We start from the raw sequence: 18,425 nt of genomic DNA on the forward strand, positions 1-18,425 counted from the left end.
TTATCCCGACTCCGGACTCAAGACTTTCGACTCCAAACTCAACCTACCCTTCCTGCCAGCTTTTGTGGTAATTTTCATCTTCTATTGCAATGGCTTCTTCTGTCAGCATCAGCGGTTTAAAAGGATCAATCATCACAGCCAGTTCATCAGTTTTTTCTTTACCGATTGATTTTTCTACTGTGCCTGGATGAGGGCCATGAGGAATTCCTCCCGGATGTAAGGTAATTTGACCTTTAACCACGCTTTTACGGCTCATAAAATCGCCATCCACATAATACAACACTTCATCACTATCTACGTTGCTATGGTTATAGGGCGCAGGAATCGAATCAGGGTGGTAATCATATTTACGCGGTACGAAAGAACAAACTACGAAATTATGCCCCTCAAAGGTTTGGTGTACAGGTGGTGGCTGATGTAAACGCCCGGTTATGGGTTCAAAATCATGAATGGAGAAGGCATATGGATAATGATAGCCATCCCATCCGATATAATCGAAAGGATGCGTGCCATAGGTATAGGGATAAATTAATCCTTGTTTTTTAATAAGCACTTTGAAATCACCATATTCATCATGTGTTTGCAGGTTTTCAGGTAAACGTAAATCGCGTTCGCAATAAGGCGAATGTTCCATCAACTGCCCGTATTGATTTAAATAACGTTTAGGCGGGCGTAATGGGCTGAAGCTTTCTACGATAAACAACCTGTTCTGCTCCTGGTCAAACTCCATTTGATAAATGGTTCCTCTCGGGATAATCAGGTAATCGCCATAGCCAAACTTAATCTCCCCGAAGCCTGTTTTAAGTTTTCCGGAACCCTCGTGGATGAAGATCATTTCATCCGCCTGACTGTTTTTATAAAAATAATCGGTCATGGATTTCCTGGGTGCCGCCAAAACAATATGTAAATCACTATTCACTAAAACCGGCTTCCTGCTTTTCAGGTAGTCGTCTTCCGGTTGAATGTTAAAACCAATTAAGCTGGTGTGTTTCAGGTGTTTTTCTCTGGCAATTTTAGGCTCAACGCTGTAAGGTTCGCCCAAATGCTTCACCATGGTTGGTGGATGGGCATGATAAACAAGCGAATATAAACTCGAAAAACCTTCTGTAGAAACCAATTCTTCGGCATAAAGGTTTCCATCAGGTTTGCGGAAAACCGTATGGCGTTTTGCTGGTATCTGCCCCAATTTATGATAAACAGGCATATAATTAATGTTAGGTTAGAAATAAAATCTACTGGAAAAATTAATTAAAAACGTGAAGCGTCTAATTAAGAAGAAGGATGCTGGATTTTACAAAGAATACTGGGCCATGATTAGTTTAGATAGCATTTTATAGCGACGTGCAGCGATGGCATCGTTTACTAAATTGATATGTAATGCTTTTAAAATCATGTTTTGATACGGCTAAAATAAGTATATTCTTTAAGAGGAAGAAATTTTTAACCATTTTAATTTAACCGGATTTTACGATGATAATCAATTACTTAAAATTAATTGCGGTTGCTTTATCCAGGTTGGGTTGATTTTGAACGCTATTCCTTTTTACTATATTTACCCCGTAATTTAACCAAATCATATATGAAATTCGTATCCTATAAAACAGAAGATGTTATACACTTAGGCCTGTTTATCGACGGACATATCTATAATTTAAATAGCTGCGATAAATTGCTACCAGACAATATGAATGAATTTTTGGAGGGCGGAGAGGTACTGATGGAACGTGCAAAAAAGGTTGATGCACAGATAAAAGATGGAAGCCTGGAAGCCAAAGAAGAAATTTTCTATGAAATTCTCGCACCGGTACCAAATCCAACCAGTTGTAGGGATGGATACGCATTCAGACAACATGTGGCTGCGGCTCGGCGGAACCGTAAAGTAGATATGATTCCGCAGTTTGATGAATATCCGATTTTTTACTTCACCAACCACAATGCCATTCAGGGTACAGGAGAAATTGAATGTATGCCTGATCATTTCGAAAAGCTTGATTTTGAACTGGAACTGGCCATTGTCATCGGTAAGAAAGGAAGAAATATTAAAGCTGCAGAAGCGGATGAGTATATTGCCGGTTATATGGTAATGAACGATATGAGTGCCAGGACCCTGCAGATGGAAGAAATGTTGTTAAATTTAGGTCCGGCAAAAGGAAAAGATTTTTCTACGGTGATTGGCCCCTGGCTGGTTACACCAGATGAACTGGAACCCTACAAAGTTGCGGCGAAAGATGGCCACACCGGAAATGCCTACAATTTAAAAATGACTTGTCGCGTAAATGGTATTGAAGTATCAAAGGGTAATGCGGCAGATATGGACTGGACCTTTGCCGAAATTATTGAGCGTTGTGCCTATGGTGTGGATATCCTGCCTGGCGATGTCATCGGATCAGGTACGGTTGGAACCGGATGTTTCCTGGAACTTAATGGTACAGGTTTACTAAACGATCCAAATTATCAGACACAATGGTTACAGCCCGGCGATGTGGTAGAAATGGAAATTACAGGTTTAGGTGCTTTAACCAATACCATAACCAAAGCTGATACTGATTTTTCTATTTTAGCTTTGAAGAAATAGTGGTGCAGGCGGTAGGTTGGTTAGGCGTTTAGTAAGTGAAATCCACAGGTGCCGATATGTAAGAAAGGAGGGGGGGATGTGTCAATTTCCAAAATTTAAGCTTACTTGCCAGATTGATTATTCAACTGCACAACTCACTAAGCCCCAACTTACCAACTGTAAAAAAAACAATTTTACCAATTCATCAGCTCATGCTAACCTTAAAAACTGAAGATTTATCTGCGATGCAGCTGCAGGATTATCTGCAATATGCCATTGCACCAAGGCCAATCTGTTTTGCATCAACCATTGATGTTGATGGAAACATCAATCTGAGTCCGTTCAGCTTTTTCAATATGTTTAGTACCAAGCCGCCGATTTGTGTTTTTTCACCAGCCCGGCGGGTGCGGGATAATACGACGAAGCATACGCTGGAGAATGTACTCCAGGTAAAAGAGTGCGTCATCAATATTGTAAATTATGAGATGGTACAGCAAATGAGTCTGGCCAGTACCGAATATGCAAAAGAAGTAAATGAGTTTGAAAAAGCGGGTTTTACCATGCTTAAATCTGATTTGGTTAAACCACCAAGAGTAGCAGAAGCCCCGGTGCAGTTTGAATGTGTGGTGAATCAAGTAATTCCATTAGGTGATCAGCATGGTGCCGGAAACTTAATTTTAGCAGAGGTTAAGCTCATCCATATTAATGAAGATATTCTAAATAGCGAAGGAAAAATAGATCAGGAGAAAATAGATTTGGTGGCCCGTTTAGGTGGCGACTGGTACTGCAGGGTAACTGCAGAAAATTTATTTAAAGTAGCCAAACCACTGGCTAAATTAGGGATCGGTGTAGATGGCTTGCCAAAATCTGTACGCTTATCTAAAGTATTAACCGGAAACGATTTGGGTATGTTAGGGAATGTGGAACATTTGCCAACTGATCATGAAGTTGATTTGGTTACTTTAAATCCAGATGTAAAAGAAGTTTTAGATGCCACCATTGGTGATGCCATGAACAGGGAACGTGAATTACATGAGCTCGCCCGGCAATACCTCAGGCAAGGAAATGTAGCATTAGCATTGAAGGTTGTTTTGCTTTAAATTTAATTTTAAAAATCTAGGCTTATGCATACTTCTGTACAAGTTGATCAATACATTATCAAATCTGCTCCATTTGCCATTCCGATATTGGAACGCTTAAGAATACTTGTGCATCATGCAGATGCCAGGATAGAGGAGAAGATAAAATGGGGAATGCCTTTTTTTGAATATAAAGGTGCGGTATGCCATATGGCGGCTTTTAAAAACCATTGTACTTTTGGTTTCTGGAAAGGCGCTTTAATCACAGACGAGTTTAATATTTTTGAAGATCGCAGCAGTGCAATGGGGATGTTGGGTAAAATCAAAAGCCTAAGTGATGTGCCTGACGATGAAATACTGATCGCTTATATTCAGGAAGGCATTCGCTTAAATGAAGATGGGATTAAGCTTCCTGCAAAGCCTAAGGCAGGCACACAAAACCTGATTATTCCGGCATATTTTATGGAGGCACTACAAGAAGATCCTGTAGCCATGCATATATTTCAAGACTTCAGCCCTTCCAGTAAAAAAGACTATGTGCTGTGGCTGGAAGAAGCCAAAACTGAAGGTACAAGAGCAAGGCGGCTGGCCACAGCTATTGAATGGATTGGTGAAGGTAAAACCAGAATGTGGAAATACAAAAAATAAGCTAGATGATGCTTACGATTTTCATAAAGCGATTTCTATAATGGCCATTAAGTTCAGTAATGGTAACGCTGTGTGCTTTTCCTGATGAGGCATGAATAAATTTAATTCCGTTTTCATCAATGGAATACACAATGCCAACGTGGCCGATTTTCCTGATTTTTGAATTGCTTCCGGTAAAAATTAACACGTCACCTACTTTCGCGTTTTCTAAAGTGGTTTCAGTTCCTGCCCCGCTAAATTCTCTTGATGAACGCGGCACTTTAAAACCGAAATTACTGAATACATAGCTCACAAAGCCTGAACAGTCAAAACCAATTTTAGGATTGCTAGTGGCATAGCGATAACGTATGCCCAGCATGCTTTTGGCAAAATCGATTAAAGATTCAGAATCTGTAGATGAACCATCTTTAAATGTTGCAGTAGTACTCTTTGGTAAGGTAGCAACTAATTTTTTAACCAGTTCCTGATATTGGGCAGGTATGATGTTTTGAGCTTTCACTGCACTTGCATACAAAATGAAAAACAGAAAGGCAAATGTTATTTTCTTCATATGTTGACTGGCAAGATATAAAAAAAATATAAAGCAGGTTAAAAATGTGGAAAACTCGTTAAAACAAAAGGCCCGGATTGAATGTCCGGGCCTGATTAAATATTAGTGCTGATTAGATACTTGGGAAAAAGCCCTGAGCTTTATCTCCGATTACCGGAAGTGGCTTTAACTGACTATTGTTTGCACTAACTGCACCTAAAATGATGAAGATAATGTACACAATGTAAATCAGATAACTCAAATAGCCTAAAAATGCTACCGGGAAAATCGCCACCAGAATGGTGAGTAAGATATTAACCACAATAATAGCCAAGTGCAGCAGCAGCGACTGCCTTAAATGATAACTGGATAAAGCCGTTTTATTGTCTTTATACATGGCGAAGTAAGAAATAAGCCAGCCAATCAGGAAGATGTAGCTAACAATTGCAGCATTTTTGCCGCTGTCTGGAGTAGTAGTGAATTTTGAGTTTTCCATATGATTAATTTAAAGGTATGCAATTCATATTAAATCATAGACTTTAATTAAACCAATAAAGTTCATCAGTTTTTAAAGTCTTAATTATTAAGGTGTTGACACTGCAACAGGCAAAATTTTTCCATTAAAAAACTTATGCCCTGTTTTTGCGAAATCTGCTACGTATTTCCCCATTTCAAAAGCCATTACAGGGCTTTGATAGCCGGGAAAAGCAGCTTCCAGCATTTCCGTTTGTGCCGAACCTAAGGCTAAACAATTAATTTTGATTTCTGTTTGCGCTAATTCAAAAGCGAGGCATTCGGTTAAGGCATGAAGCGCAGCTTTACTTGCAGAGTAAGCAGAAAGTCCGGGGAATTTAACACTCCCCTGAAAACCACCCATGCTTCCGACATTGACAATATGGCTGCCCTTTTGCATTAAAGGTAATGTAGCCTGGATCATTCTGAAATGACTGATCACGTTGCTTTGCAGCATTTCGCCTAAGTCTTGTTCAGTTGTTTCTAAAAAAGGTTTATTAATTAATGCGCCTGCATTGTTAATCAGGATATCGATATGGCCGAGGCGCTCTTTTAAAAATGGAATCAGTGCGGCATAATCGTCATTTACGATATCAAATTCAACAGGCAGGAGTGTGCAATCCGGGTTGATCCCTTTGGCAATTTCCAGCAGTTTACGTAATTTATCCGCAGAACGGGCTATGGCAACAATTTTATTTTCTTTCTGCAAGCTAAACTCTAAGGCAGTTTCAAATCCGATTCCGCTGCTTGCTCCGGTAATGATAATGTTCATGGGTAAGGTATATTTGCGATGAATATCCTTCATCTATTGATTTAAGTTTTAAATAGCTTTAAGCTTAGTAATCTTCAAAATTCTGGCGTAAGTTAAATTAAAATTAATTCAATATCATCGATAAATTAGAATCCTGTATCAGAAGTGACTAAAGGTATTTGTAAAAAACTTGAACAGCTGCTTTAATTGCATCGGGAGTTTTTACTTTAAAGCGTTGCCCTGAACATTAATAAGGAAGGTTGTATCCGCTACAAAACTAAATGAACTCATTTCTTATTTTTGTCTGGTAATCTACTTCATCCAAACCACGTTGCAATTTTCTAAAATGCTTATGCAAGGTTTTTTACACCCGTTTCTGATAATTTTTTATGGCATCTTGAACTTTTCTTTCGTGATAGGTTGTTGAATTTCAATGATTATGCTCAAATTTACTTAAATAATATCAAATTTCACAGGTTAGGTTTTTGTGTTAATCTATTCGTAATTGACTCACCGGATTTTTAATCACATGTAAACCATCATTAATAAGTTTTTTATGATCTAACTCTTTGCCCGCCTTAATTTCCAGATAAACCTGAATTTCCTTTTCCAGCTGGTGATAAATTTTTTGATGAAAGATGATTTCTAAAATCTCCAATGAACAAAGCCAGTCCTGCCGATGGTTCCGTTTCAGCTGATCAAAAATTCCAGCGAGTGCATCCAGGTTTTGACCACTTTCCCTGATCTCTCTAACCTGTTGATACAGATGATGCAATGCTACTGTTTTTTCTTCATAAATAATCTGATGTGTACTTTCCTTGCTGATCAGGGCAATCTCTTCAAAGGCATCCTTATCTGCCGCACCATTAAAAACAGAAATAATTTTTTCACCCACAGCCATATCATAATTGCCCCATTCGGGTTTAAAAAGGATATTACCATTGCGCTCGTTTACGGTACAGTCTACAAATGTGATTAAGATAACCTTTCCATTTTCTCTCAAAATATCTGTCACCCTGCCATCAACACAGATGCCACTGCTGAAAATCATCTGGGTTCTGTTACCCTGATGATTTCCTGATGTTCTGATTTCTTCATCACTGTAATCTTCCAACGGTTTTGTAACATCCTTCAGCTTTCCAACAGGAGATGAAAACCCATCAGCGTGATATTGTTTTCCATGACCCGGAAGTTGCTTGTCATTAAAAGCAAGGGCAGAAACCCCGGTAGTTTTAATAAAAGTAAGCTCATCTGCCAGGCCAATCCCGATATCGGTAAATACACCACTCACCTGTAATCCTGAAGAATAAACTGCTGTTGCCACGTTTTTACAGGCAATCGCTTTCATAATGCTTTCTGTTCCGCCACGGCGAAAGGCCATGGTATCTGCAAATTGTTCCAGTACATCAATTAGATTTTGAAAAGTTTCTGTTACAAAAAGCTGGGGCTGAGGCTTGGTGATATCATATTGGTAATTGATGGTATCGATGTTGTACCACAATTTTTTAACTTCTTTATTCATACAGGAAGCACTTTCTCCAATGGATGAAAGCAAACCTGCACCATAAATTTTCGGATCTTCCAACGTTCCGATTAAGCCATATTCAACTGTCCACCAGTGCAGGCGGCCAAGCAGTGCCATTTCGGAAGGCTCTCCCATATTTTCACTAATGGTGCGCAATGCTTTTTCTGCTTTCGCAATTTGTTCTTCATTAGTATTAACTGCTTCTTTTAATATGGATAATTTTCTGATGGCTTCATAGAGCTCAAAATCCTTGGCTGAAAACATCGCTTTGGCACCAATAGCACCAAAATAACTCAAATAATTATTATAATCTGTATCTGCTATAATAGGGGCATGGCCGGCACTTTCATGAATAATATCTGGTGCTGGTGTATATTCAATATGGTTGATCTGGCGAATATCTGCAGCAATGACCAAGACCCGATAGGCCTGGTATTCCATAAAAGCAGCTGGTGGAATAAAACCATCAACCGTAACGGCACCCCAGCCAATTTTGCCGAGGTTATCATTCATGGTCTGTAAATCTGGAATATGTTCAATACTTAAGCCGGCCCTTTGTAAACCTTTAATGTAAGGATAATAAGCAACATCCTTTAAGTAGCTATAATTCTGACGCATAACATAACGCCAAACCGCCTGATCAATAGGGGTGTATTTTTCGTAATTCTGATTAACTATAAATTGTTTTAAATGATTAGGTAATTTTGCTACCTGCGCGTTATTAAAATCATTAAAATGGCTCATGGTTGAAATGAAAATAAGTTGGTCGAGGGCTAAGTTATGATGTTAGCCTTACCTAAACAAGAAAGCCATCCTATAAATTAACAGCCATAGGTAATAAATGGTTAAAGCAGAATCGAAGAATCAGTATTTAGTGCCGGTTTTATTGATTTTGCTATTGCTGCCTAGTTTTTTTACACTAAAGGTAAAGTAATGTTGATAAAGGTAACTGAAGCCGGCGATTAGGAATTGTACAACCAGGCGGGATATGGTGGGATAAATACCTAAAATTTCTGAAAAGAACTTGAGCAAAATATAATTAAGCGGCATATTAATCAGTTGCAGATTTAAAAATCTAAATAACTGAACATGTGATTTTACTTCGCTGTGCGTAAAAATTACATATTTATTTAAAATGAAACTGTAGGGAATGACAATGGCAAACTCCACGGCAAGCGCAACGGTATTTCTTTTCAAAGTCATGAATAAAATATGATATTCTTCCTTCATGAAGACATCATTATACGCAACATAGAAAACCACCAGCCCAAGAACGAAAGTACTGCCACCTGTAGCCAGATATCGAAAATTATGCAGTGAGATGTATTTTTTAAATGGTGGATAGAAAAAATCGATAATGGCTAAAATAAATTTCCGCATGAATTTTGATATGGTTCAGTCGCAAAGGTAGTTTTTTTAACAAAAATTACTTTCAAATTTTTGCTAAGGTTAAACGGTTAAATGAATTGAATAGGTCATTATGGCGTTTAACGGTCTGATTTAGGGAGCGCAACAAAATCTATCACCGCACACCATACATAGGAGGGATGTGGCTGTATGCTTAAACCAACGATATTAAACCTGTTTCTTTGGTCCAGTATGGTCAGGCGGTGACCAAGTGATGGCACACCACAATCCAGAAGCAGGTGGCATACAATATCCAATCCCTTATCATTCCCGAAATCGATGTTTTCACTCATCGTTCTATTTGGGTAATATGTAGCAATTCTTTTTGAAAACTTATCGCCATTACTGCTCTCATGTGTGTCCAGATTATTTTTGCTTAAATCCAATGCATGATTACGACTCACTATTGATAATTTATCGTCCGGATAAAACATTGGCAGGTCTTTCATCTTGCGCAAATGTATGAGTAGTGATAAATAATAAGGGTTGTTTTTAGCAATTTTCAGATCATTGTAATTGCGGTATTTACGAACTTTTGCATTGTAATCATTGATGTATTCTTCCAGTAGGGTGTGATAAAATTTCTCGCCATCCATACGCGCCAAATTCATGTACAGCACCATGTTTTTTTCTTCATTGCTGAGATATGATGCGTTGGCTGCTGTATTGGCACGTTGATACTCAGCATCTGTCCATTTTTGTGCCTGAGCAATAACGGCTAAAGAAAGAATTAAGAGTGTGAATAAAAAATATCTGATCATTCAAGACGGCATTTGTAATGAAAACGCCCGGAAGAATGCTTTATTTTAATTATGTGATTATTGGTCAATAGGACATTAATCAAAATTTGTCGAAGTACCCAATGGCCTTCGACAAACTGAACTTTCAGCCATTCTACAAGAACATGCCGCCTGAAGCCTCAATGCGTTGCGCATTAATCCATCTGGCTTCTTCTGTACAAAGAAATGCCACTACACCACCAATATCATCAGGTAAGCCTACACGGCCTAAAGCAGTTTGCGAGGCTATTCCTGCGTTCATTTGTTCATTATCACGTACCACACCACCACCAAAGTCAGTTTCTATCGCTCCAGGGGCAATGATGTTTGACCTTATACCTCTTGCACCCAATTCTTTTGCCTGGTACCTGGTTAAAGTTTCCATAGCTCCTTTCATCGCACCATAAGCCGCATATCCTGGTAAAGAGAAACGGGCCAGGCCTGATGAAATATTAATAATCGCACCACCATCATTCAGGATAGGTAAAACTTTTTGTGTCAGAAAAAACGGACCTTTAAACTGGATGTTTACCAAAGTATCAAATTGATCTTCTGTGGTTTCTGCAAATGATGCATGGATACCAATACCTGCATTATTTACGATAAAATCCATTTTATCAGCACTGAAAACCGTGTTTAAAGTGGATTGCACTTCAGTAATAAAAGCATCGAAATTTCCACTATTGGCAACATCAAGCTGAAGTGCTGCGGCATTTACACCTAATTTTTTAATTTCATTAACCGTATTTTCAGCTTCTTCTTTTTTTGATTGATAAGTAACAATAACATCAATACCTTTTTCGGCGATTTTAATCGCTGCATTTTTTCCTAAGCCACGGCTACCACCGGTAACTAATGCAATTTTATGTTGTTTTTCCATGTTCTTTTAATTTGATAAACAAAGTTAAATGGAAAGTGATGGGAAAAATGGTGACTACTTAAGTTAAAATGGTGAGAGATTAAGTATTATGCGGTAGTAAGGGCTTTATTTGCTAAAGAAATTAAATATGCTTCACGATATTGCTTTGGCGTTTTGCCAGCAAAATGTTTAAAAAACTTGGTGAAGTTGGAAGGATCGTAAGTTAAAATTCTGGCAATTTCTGAAATGGGCATATTAGTGTTTTCCAACATGGATTTTGAGATATCCATCAAACGCTTTTCAAAGAAATAACATGGCGCATAGCCGGTAGCGGCTTTAATGGTATTGCTTAAATGAACCGGGTGGACATGGATTAAATCGGCAAAGTCCCTGACTTCAAACATTTCTGTTGCCCGGCCGGATACAATATCATCAAGATGTTTATCTAACTCTTTTATATAATCGGCCGCAATTTCATGGCGACGGGCAAAAAATTTTTGAGGAAGTTTCATCAGGTGATATGATTAGGACCGTGACAAATATAATCTACAAACGATAAAACCAGGATCCTTATAGATAAAAACCATTCTTTTTTGACTTTCGCATTATCTCGAAACCTGCTTTGTTATAAATCAAACTCGTGTAGTTTTTTCACGAATTTTTTACGTTGATACCAGTCATTGTAAACTAACTCCATGTTGTGTACTTCAAAGGTGCCGAAATCAAAGTCTCTGTATTTTTCTACCAGTTTCAATAATTGATCTTTGTTTTTTAGCATTTGCCTAAACCTGATAACGGTTGAATGTGCTGTTTGAATGGCATAACGTTTATCTATACTTTGTTGAAGATCAGTGTTTTTAAAGCCAATGCGCAAATCATCCCTGATTTCGTTTAGCGTATCAGTTAAAAATCCCTGAAGCAAAATGCAGGAAGGAGAGGCCGTAATTCCTTTAAATTGAATTTTGAAATTTGGGTGTTTGGCTATTATCGGTTCAATTACTTTAACATAATCCGCTACATTGATGTGCCGGAGATCGAAACCAACATAGCAGGATATGATGGACATCACCGTAATGTGAAGATCGCTGTTTTGATAATAATACTGGTGTGGATCAATGGCTTTAACTTCATTCAAAAATTGTTGGATGTTAGTCTTGGTGCTTTCGTCCGGCCTGATCAGCAAGGTAATTCCGAAACGATAATCATCTTTCGAATCAATCAGTTCATCAATCTCATAATGGCCATTGGCTATTTTGGTTTTCGATTCCTGATATAGTTTGTCGTAATGTGCTGATAAATTCATTTTTCCAAAAAAAAGTCGCAGGTTAAAACCCGCGACTAAATATGATAACCAAACTAAAATGTTCTTAGGTGATCAATTAGGCAAGTAGTGTTTTCCAACTCACTGCTTTGCCAATAATATCGGCTAAATCAGCAATAGCAACACGCTCTTGTTCCATGCTGTCGCGATGGCGGATGGTTACGGTATTGTCTTCTAAACTCTGGTGATCGATAGTTAAACAAAAAGGTGTACCAACAGCATCCTGGCGGCGGTAACGTTTGCCAATGGCATCTTTCTCTTCATATATGCAATTGAAATCGAACTTTAGGGTATCCATAATTTCGCGGGCTTTTTCCGGTAAACCATCTTTTTTGGTCAATGGGAAAACTGCAACTTTATAAGGTGCCAAAGCAGGGTGCAGGCGTAACAATGTACGACTGTCCTGTTTTTCTGTCGTACTTAAGTCCTGCTCTTCAAAAGCATTAATCATGGTTAACAGAAACATACGGTCTAAACCGATTGAAGTTTCAATCACATATGGCACATAGTTTCCGTAAGGCTTGCCATCTTCATTTAAATCATTGTCGAAATATTGCATTTTCTTGCCGGAAAATTCCTGGTGTTGCGTTAAATCGAAATCTGTACGGCTATGAATTCCTTCCACTTCCTTAAATCCGAATGGGAATTCAAATTCAATATCTGTGGCTGCATTGGCATAATGCGCCAGTTTTACGTGGTCATGGTAACGGTATTTCTCAGGCGATGTTCCTAAAGCTTTATGCCATTTCAAGCGGGCTTCTTTCCAGTATTCAAACCATTTTTTGTCATCACCAGGGCGAACGAAAAACTGCATTTCCATCTGCTCAAATTCGCGCATGCGCATAATGAACTGACGGGCAATTACTTCATTTCTGAAGGCTTTACCAATTTGGGCAATCCCGAAAGGAATTTTCATCCTTCCTGATTTTTGAACGTTCAAAAAGTTTACAAAAATACCTTGAGCCGTTTCCGGACGAAGATAGACTTCATCACTGCCCTCTGCCATAGCACCAAACTGAGTGCTGAACATCAGGTTAAACTGGCGTACATCTGTCCAGTTGGAGGTTTTAGAGATCGGGCAAATCACTTTATAATCAACAATTAAATCCTTTAGCTGTGCTAAATTTTCAGATTTAAGTGCCAGGTTCATTTCAACCTCAAGTGCTAAGCCTTTTTTTACAAATCTCCAGCTGGCTTCATTAATAAAAGGATATTTCTCATGCTCTAAAATGTCATTTTCATCTTTAAAACCAGGAATCCACGCGGCCTGACCTTCATCACTCAGACCTAAAATTTCATGTTGAAACTCCTGAAACTTAGCTTTGTTTTCAACACTGAAATTGGCCAGTTCAGAATATAATTCATCAATTTTATTTTCCAGTAGCTGGTCGGCACGGTAACGTTTTTTCGAATCTTTATTGTCGATCATCGGGTCGTTAAAACCATCCACGTGACCACTGGCTTTCCAAACTTTAGGATGCATAAAAATCGCAGAATCAATTCCTACAATATTTTCATGCATTTGTACCATGGCTTTCCACCAGTATGATTTGATGTTGTTTTTTAACTCGGCACCCAATTGCCCGTAGTCGTAAACGGCACTTAAGCCATCATATATTTCGCTGCTTTGAAATACAAAACCGTATTCCTTTGCATGTGAGATTACATTTTTAAATTGTTCGTCGTTATTCTTTTGAGCCATAATGCAGCAAAGATAATAAAAAGGCGGAGGGTTTAAAGGTATAAGGCTGAAGGTTTTTGAACGAAACCATTATGCGGTTTACAGGGTCTCCCTTTAGGCGATTTAGTGGTAAAGCAATGGTAATGCTGATCGGTTGCTCCAGTCCCGCTGTACGCTTTACTTTGTGCTCGCTGCCATCGGGTTTAGTTTGCAAAAGTGGTGTAATAATGAAAGTTTGTCTCCCCTGCTTCCATTTTTCTTATAACCCTATACATCATCCATTTTTTACTATTTTTGCCTTATGAAATTTTATCATCTCATTTTATTGAGTTTTCTGACCATTTTCGCCGCATGCGGCCAGGAGGAAGCTCATCAATATATTAAGTTTAATAATATTCAGGAACTCTATCAATTCTTAAAATGGAGCCCGGAAAACCGTTTTCCATTAATCAGTGCACACAGAGGTGGCCCGATGCCCGGTTTTCCTGAAAATTGTATTGAAACCTTTAATAATGCAACCACTTATAATCCCATGGTCATCGAATTTGATATTGCTTACAGCAAAGATTCGGTGATGGTAATTATGCATGATGATAATTTAGACCGGACCTCAACGGGAAAAGGCCCGATTGGAAATTACACGTACGAAGAACTTCAATCATTTAACCTGAAAGATAATGAAGGGAAAGAAACCAGTTTTAAGATCCCCACGCTTGATAGTGTTTTAAGCTGGAGTAAAGGAAAGGTATTGTTAACAATCGATTTGAAAAAGGGCGTTTCTTATGCGAAAGTGATTGAAAAAGTGCGACAATATCAGGTAGAAAGTAATGCTATCCTCATTACCTATAATGCAAATCAGGCAGAAGAGGTTCATCGCCTGGCGCCGGATTTAATGATTTCTGCATCTGTACAGAAACAATCAGAGTTGAAACGGCTCAATGCTCTGGGTATTCCCGACAATAGAATTGTGGCTTTTGTTGGCGTTTCGGCACCTGATAAGGAATTATATCAATTTCTCCATGCCAAGGGAATTACCACCATTTTAGGAACCATGGGTAATATTGATAAAAGTGCGATTGCCAGTCCGGCCAGAAATATTTATTACCACCTGGTAAACAATGGAGCGGACATCTTATCTGGCGATAATATCCCCCAAGCAGCTGAGCAGCTTGATAAATTCAGGTACAATAAAAAGTTGAAATCAGCACGCATTAATTAGAAACGTCTTACTTGGCTAACTTTACAGCCTTTGCGAAAAACTTAGTGTTCTTTGCGGTTATTATAAAACAAAATGAGCATTTCAGTAAGAAATATTTCCAAACATTACGATGCACAAAAGGCTGTTGATTCAATTAGTTTTGAGGCCAGGGCCGGGCGTATTTTAGGGTTTTTGGGACCAAATGGTGCGGGGAAGTCAACAACTATGCGCATGTTAACCGGTTACCTGGAACCAACATCCGGCAGTGCGGAAATTTCAAATAAAAATATCGTTACGCAGTCTCTTGAAGCTAAAAAACACATCGGTTATTTGCCCGAAAATACACCGCTTTATCCGGAAATGTATGTAAGGGAGTATCTGGGCTATGTGGGTCATACTTATAAGTTAAAAGATATACCGGGCCGTGTGGATGAAGTGATTAAGCTGGTGGGTTTAACACCAGAGCAACACAAGAAAATTGCGATGTTATCAAAAGGTTACCGCCAGCGGGTAGGACTGGCACAGGCTATTATTCATAATCCCGATGTTTTGATTCTGGATGAACCTACTTCAGGTTTAGATCCTAACCAATTAATAGATATTCGTGCTTTAATTAAGGAGCTGGGTAAAAATAAAACGGTTATCATTTCTACACATATTATGCAAGAGGTAGAAGCCATTTGTGATGACATCATCATCATCAATAAAGGTAAAATTGTAGCGAACGATACGCTTGAAGGCTTGAAAAAAGTGCATCATCAGATCTCATTGGAGGATATTTTCAGAAAACTTACGGCCTGATTGCTTTTTTAATTCCTGTTTCGGGAGGATGAAAGTGCTGGTATCTATATTAGTATAGAAATATTTTCATGCTAAATCTTACGGCCAGCTATATAGTTAAATAATGGAGTAACTTCATGAAAGATCTGATTTGGGTTAAAATGATACACTCGGCTAAGTGTTAGATTTAACTAATGAAAAGATAAAGTGTGTGCTGTTAACGTTGGCTTTTATTTTAATCAATGATAAGGTAATATATTTCATTAAAGCGGAATAGCAACAACGCTTTCTGAACGAATTAGCCGTTTTGTACCTTTAATATGCCCGAATATTTAATTAACTTCGGCATTTTAACGTGGTATGTACGCAGTTTTTAAACGCGAGTTATTCAGTTTCTTAAGTTCAATGGTGGCTTATATCACCATTGGCATTTTCCTGCTTATTTCTGGCTTGTTGCTCTGGTTTTTTCCTGACACATCAATTCTGGATTATGGCTATGCCGAAATGGATGGCTTTTTTAGTCTGGTGCCTTACTTATTTATGTTTCTGATTCCGGCCATCACCATGAGGTCTTTTGCCGAAGAACGCAGAGAGGGAACTTACGAACTCTTAATCACCCGGCCCGTTTCCCTGTGGCAGATAATCATTGCGAAGTTTCTGGCCTGCCTGGTGCTGGTATTTTTTGCGTTAATTCCAACACTCGTTTATTCTTACTCCATTTCAAAACTGGGATTTCCGGAAGGAAATATTGATTCAGGAGCGATAACCGGATCATACATCGGTTTATTTTTTCTCGGCGCCATTTTTACATCAATAGGTATTTTTGCTTCTGCATTAACGAAAAATCAGGTCATTGCTTTTGTGATTTGCGCCGCATTATGTGCATTTGCCTTTTTAGGATTTGAATATACCAGTCAGGTAGCTTTTTTACAGCAATTCCAAAGTACCATTTTAAGTTTCGGTATCGGTGCACATTATAGCTCAATGAGCAGAGGTGTGCTGGATACCAGGGATTTACTGTACTTCATCAGTTTTACGTTGCTTTTTTTATTGTTTACCAGATTAATAATAGGAGGGAAGCGATAATGGAAAAAGGGAAAAAATGGCTGTATATGATCTTGCTTTTTATCGCACTCATTGCCATCAATATCATTGGAAATTATATTTTTTACCGCTTTGATTTTACTACAGATAAGCGGTTTACTTTAAGTAATAAAACAAAAGATATTCTGGCTAAAAATACGAAGCCCATTACCGTCACTGTTTTTTTAGATGGTGAATTGCCTCCTGCATTTAAACGTCTTCAGGCCGCGGTAAATGATATTTTGTCAGATTATAAAGCTTATTCTAATGCCGATCTGAAAATTGTTTTTGTTGATCCGCTGGCCGGATTAAATCAATCCGATCAGGATACCGTGATCAATAACTTATATGAAAGAGGGATTGAGGCAACCAATTTAAGTGTTAAAACAGAAGCCGGACTGACACAGAAATTAGTGTATCCAATGGCCATGATTGAAACGGACAATAAGGAATTTCCGGTAAAGCTTTTTCAGAATTTAGATACCCGCGGCAGTTATGAAGATAATATAAACCGGGCCATTGAAAACCTGGAATATGTTTTTACAGCAAGCTTAAAAAAAGTAATTACCGGAAAAAATCCCAGGATTGGATTTACCGAATCAAATGGAGAACTTAACGATTTACAGATTGGAGATGCCATCCGAACGCTTTCCAGTAGTTATGAAGTAGGACGCGTGGATTTGAACACCATTGATAAGGCCGGGCTGGATAAGTTGAACATGATGATTATTGCCAAGCCGGTTAAGCCGTTTTCGGAAACGGAAAAATACAAAATCAATTATTTTGTGATGAATGGCGGGCGTATACTCTGGAGCATTGATCAGGTAAATGCAGAACTGGATAGTTTGAGACAGAGGAGCGGGCAGATGGCGACCAGCCGCAACCTGAACCTGGATGATATGCTTTTTATGTATGGGGCGAGACTTAATTATAATCTGATTGCTGATCCGGCAAATTGTGCCGAAATTCCGGTTTCAACAGGGTCAGTTGGCGGACAAAGCCAGATGCAACTCTTGCCATGGATCTATTACCCTATCTTACTTCCGGATACGAGCCAAAGTGTGGTGAAAAAACTAGATGGTATAAAGTCGGAGTTTCCAGGAACGGTAGATAGCATAGGGGTTAAGGGTGTTACGAAATCATTCATTCTCAATACTTCAGCATTTAATAAGGTTTACAATACCCCTAAGCCTTTCAGTTTACAGATGATTAGTGAACAGCTGGACCCCCGTGCATTTCAAGGCGTACCACAGCGCGTAGGTTTAATGATGGAAGGCCATTTTCCTTCTGTATTTGCGGGCAGACCATTGCCGGTTGGAATTTCAGTACCTTATACCCAGGATTTAAACAGTAAAACTACAAAAATGATCGTCATCGGCGATGGGGATGTCTTCAGGAATCAGGTTTCTGAAAGAGACCATTCACCTTTTCCTTTGGGTTTTGACCGGTTTAGTCAGCGCACTTATGGCAATAAAGCACTACTGTTAAATATTGTTGATTATTTTACCGACGATGATAACCTGATTATACTCAGAAACAAAGAAGTGAAAATCAGGTTACTGGATAAAACCAAAATAAAACTCGAAAAAGCCCGATGGCAGTTTATAAATATTGCAGTTCCTTTGTTATTGTTAATATTCTTTGCGATTTTTCAACATTATTACCGCAAATACAAGTACGCTAAATAATTTTTATATTTTTGAAGAAGACTAAATAAT

Annotated in this window: 19 protein-coding genes; 7 read left to right on the forward strand and 12 right to left on the reverse strand. The window is 38.5% G+C overall.

Translation table 11 applies throughout. The features are described from left to right. Positions 1–43: 43 nt before the first annotated feature. Positions 44–1,204, reverse strand: a complete 1,161-nt coding sequence (locus OQ267_RS07415) for a homogentisate 1,2-dioxygenase (RefSeq protein ID WP_265817020.1) — start codon at positions 1,202–1,204, stop codon at positions 44–46. Positions 1,205–1,579: 375 nt separating this feature from the next. On the opposite strand from OQ267_RS07415, the gene OQ267_RS07420 reads away from it, so the two are divergent. From OQ267_RS07420 to OQ267_RS07430, 3 genes are all read left to right on the forward strand, one after another. After that, positions 1,580–2,575: a fumarylacetoacetate hydrolase family protein gene (locus OQ267_RS07420; protein ID WP_265835412.1), complete on the forward strand. Its 996-nt coding sequence runs from the start codon at positions 1,580–1,582 to the stop codon at positions 2,573–2,575. A 191-nt stretch (positions 2,576–2,766) separates the two neighbouring features. Then, positions 2,767–3,654, forward strand: coding sequence for a flavin reductase family protein (locus OQ267_RS07425; protein ID WP_265835413.1), 888 nt, complete (start codon positions 2,767–2,769; stop codon positions 3,652–3,654). A 24-nt stretch (positions 3,655–3,678) separates the two neighbouring features. Then, positions 3,679–4,281 carry a YdeI/OmpD-associated family protein gene (locus OQ267_RS07430; protein ID WP_265835414.1) on the forward strand — a complete coding sequence of 201 codons (603 nt, stop codon included), beginning with the start codon at positions 3,679–3,681 and terminating at the stop codon, positions 4,279–4,281. Position 4,282: 1 nt separating this feature from the next. Here the strand turns inward: OQ267_RS07430 and OQ267_RS07435 are convergent, their stop codons facing one another. The 11 genes from OQ267_RS07435 to OQ267_RS07485 form a co-directional block, all read right to left on the reverse strand. Further along, complete coding sequence (locus OQ267_RS07435) at positions 4,283–4,831, reverse strand: C40 family peptidase (RefSeq protein WP_265835415.1); 549 nt, start codon at positions 4,829–4,831, stop codon at positions 4,283–4,285. A gap of 112 nt (positions 4,832–4,943) precedes the next feature. Beyond that, on the reverse strand, positions 4,944–5,306 hold the full coding sequence (locus OQ267_RS07440; protein ID WP_088300913.1) for a hypothetical protein: 363 nt from the start codon (positions 5,304–5,306) through the stop codon (positions 4,944–4,946). 87 nt (positions 5,307–5,393) lie between these two features. Next, positions 5,394–6,095, reverse strand: a complete 702-nt coding sequence (locus OQ267_RS07445) for an SDR family oxidoreductase (protein ID WP_265818277.1) — start codon at positions 6,093–6,095, stop codon at positions 5,394–5,396. Positions 6,096–6,564: 469 nt separating this feature from the next. Further along, positions 6,565–8,343 carry an aromatic amino acid hydroxylase gene (locus OQ267_RS07450; protein WP_265835416.1) on the reverse strand — a complete coding sequence of 593 codons (1,779 nt, stop codon included), beginning with the start codon at positions 8,341–8,343 and terminating at the stop codon, positions 6,565–6,567. A gap of 120 nt (positions 8,344–8,463) precedes the next feature. Next, entirely contained in the window at positions 8,464–8,979 is a 516-nt protein-coding gene (locus tag OQ267_RS07455) for a GtrA family protein (RefSeq protein ID WP_265817026.1), read from the reverse strand. Positions 8,980–9,086: 107 nt separating this feature from the next. Beyond that, entirely contained in the window at positions 9,087–9,767 is a 681-nt protein-coding gene (locus tag OQ267_RS07460; protein WP_265817027.1) for a CAP domain-containing protein, read from the reverse strand. A gap of 133 nt (positions 9,768–9,900) precedes the next feature. Continuing rightward, entirely contained in the window at positions 9,901–10,665 is a 765-nt protein-coding gene (locus OQ267_RS07465; RefSeq protein WP_088300909.1) for an SDR family NAD(P)-dependent oxidoreductase, read from the reverse strand. 86 nt (positions 10,666–10,751) lie between these two features. Then, positions 10,752–11,156, reverse strand: coding sequence for a helix-turn-helix domain-containing protein (locus OQ267_RS07470; RefSeq protein ID WP_088300908.1), 405 nt, complete (start codon positions 11,154–11,156; stop codon positions 10,752–10,754). A gap of 113 nt (positions 11,157–11,269) precedes the next feature. Further along, the gene (locus OQ267_RS07475) at positions 11,270–11,947 is read right to left on the reverse strand and encodes a 2'-5' RNA ligase family protein (protein WP_265835417.1); all 678 of its coding nucleotides are present in this window, start codon (positions 11,945–11,947) and stop codon (positions 11,270–11,272) included. A gap of 76 nt (positions 11,948–12,023) precedes the next feature. Next, positions 12,024–13,667, reverse strand: a complete 1,644-nt coding sequence (locus OQ267_RS07480) for a glycine--tRNA ligase (RefSeq protein ID WP_265835418.1) — start codon at positions 13,665–13,667, stop codon at positions 12,024–12,026. Beyond that, positions 13,651–13,860, reverse strand: a complete 210-nt coding sequence (locus OQ267_RS07485) for a hypothetical protein (protein WP_265835419.1) — start codon at positions 13,858–13,860, stop codon at positions 13,651–13,653. The genes OQ267_RS07480 and OQ267_RS07485 overlap by 17 nt, the downstream gene beginning before the upstream one ends. 87 nt (positions 13,861–13,947) lie before the next feature. Here OQ267_RS07485 and OQ267_RS07490 point away from each other — a divergent pair, with 87 nt between their 5' ends. The 4 genes from OQ267_RS07490 (at position 13,948) to gldG (ending at position 18,395) form a co-directional block, all read left to right on the forward strand. Beyond that, positions 13,948–14,865, forward strand: a complete 918-nt coding sequence (locus tag OQ267_RS07490; protein WP_265835420.1) for a glycerophosphodiester phosphodiesterase family protein — start codon at positions 13,948–13,950, stop codon at positions 14,863–14,865. 72 nt (positions 14,866–14,937) lie between these two features. Beyond that, a complete protein-coding gene (locus OQ267_RS07495) occupies positions 14,938–15,645 on the forward strand; it encodes an ATP-binding cassette domain-containing protein (RefSeq protein ID WP_265817033.1) in 708 nt (235 codons plus the stop codon). 339 nt (positions 15,646–15,984) lie between these two features. Further along, on the forward strand, positions 15,985–16,710 hold the full coding sequence (gene gldF / locus OQ267_RS07500) for a gliding motility-associated ABC transporter permease subunit GldF (RefSeq protein WP_265835421.1): 726 nt from the start codon (positions 15,985–15,987) through the stop codon (positions 16,708–16,710). Beyond that, positions 16,710–18,395 carry a gliding motility-associated ABC transporter substrate-binding protein GldG gene (gldG, locus tag OQ267_RS07505; protein WP_265835422.1) on the forward strand — a complete coding sequence of 562 codons (1,686 nt, stop codon included), beginning with the start codon at positions 16,710–16,712 and terminating at the stop codon, positions 18,393–18,395. Before gldF ends, gldG begins: the two co-directional genes overlap by 1 nt. The last annotated feature ends 30 nt before the right edge of the window (positions 18,396–18,425 follow it).

The organism is Pedobacter sp. MR22-3 (assembly GCF_026240075.1).
Taxonomy (GTDB): Bacteria; Bacteroidota; Bacteroidia; order Sphingobacteriales; family Sphingobacteriaceae; genus Pedobacter.

Coding starts and splice junctions, on each gene's coding strand:
- OQ267_RS07465 (WP_088300909.1), bottom strand. CDS start 10,665: ATGGAAAAACAACATAAAATTGCATTAGTTACCGGTGGTAGCCGTGGC.
- OQ267_RS07445 (WP_265818277.1), bottom strand. CDS start 6,095: ATGAACATTATCATTACCGGAGCAAGCAGCGGAATCGGATTTGAAACT.
- OQ267_RS07470 (WP_088300908.1), bottom strand. CDS start 11,156: ATGAAACTTCCTCAAAAATTTTTTGCCCGTCGCCATGAAATTGCGGCC.
- OQ267_RS07430 (WP_265835414.1), top strand. CDS start 3,679: ATGCATACTTCTGTACAAGTTGATCAATACATTATCAAATCTGCTCCA.
- OQ267_RS07455 (WP_265817026.1), bottom strand. CDS start 8,979: ATGCGGAAATTTATTTTAGCCATTATCGATTTTTTCTATCCACCATTT.
- OQ267_RS07450 (WP_265835416.1), bottom strand. CDS start 8,343: ATGAGCCATTTTAATGATTTTAATAACGCGCAGGTAGCAAAATTACCT.
- gldG (WP_265835422.1), top strand. CDS start 16,710: ATGGAAAAAGGGAAAAAATGGCTGTATATGATCTTGCTTTTTATCGCA.
- OQ267_RS07415 (WP_265817020.1), bottom strand. CDS start 1,204: ATGCCTGTTTATCATAAATTGGGGCAGATACCAGCAAAACGCCATACG.
- OQ267_RS07425 (WP_265835413.1), top strand. CDS start 2,767: ATGCTAACCTTAAAAACTGAAGATTTATCTGCGATGCAGCTGCAGGAT.
- OQ267_RS07440 (WP_088300913.1), bottom strand. CDS start 5,306: ATGGAAAACTCAAAATTCACTACTACTCCAGACAGCGGCAAAAATGCT.
- OQ267_RS07490 (WP_265835420.1), top strand. CDS start 13,948: ATGAAATTTTATCATCTCATTTTATTGAGTTTTCTGACCATTTTCGCC.
- OQ267_RS07435 (WP_265835415.1), bottom strand. CDS start 4,831: ATGAAGAAAATAACATTTGCCTTTCTGTTTTTCATTTTGTATGCAAGT.
- OQ267_RS07480 (WP_265835418.1), bottom strand. CDS start 13,667: ATGGCTCAAAAGAATAACGACGAACAATTTAAAAATGTAATCTCACAT.
- OQ267_RS07420 (WP_265835412.1), top strand. CDS start 1,580: ATGAAATTCGTATCCTATAAAACAGAAGATGTTATACACTTAGGCCTG.
- OQ267_RS07460 (WP_265817027.1), bottom strand. CDS start 9,767: ATGATCAGATATTTTTTATTCACACTCTTAATTCTTTCTTTAGCCGTT.
- OQ267_RS07475 (WP_265835417.1), bottom strand. CDS start 11,947: ATGAATTTATCAGCACATTACGACAAACTATATCAGGAATCGAAAACC.
- OQ267_RS07495 (WP_265817033.1), top strand. CDS start 14,938: ATGAGCATTTCAGTAAGAAATATTTCCAAACATTACGATGCACAAAAG.
- gldF (WP_265835421.1), top strand. CDS start 15,985: ATGTACGCAGTTTTTAAACGCGAGTTATTCAGTTTCTTAAGTTCAATG.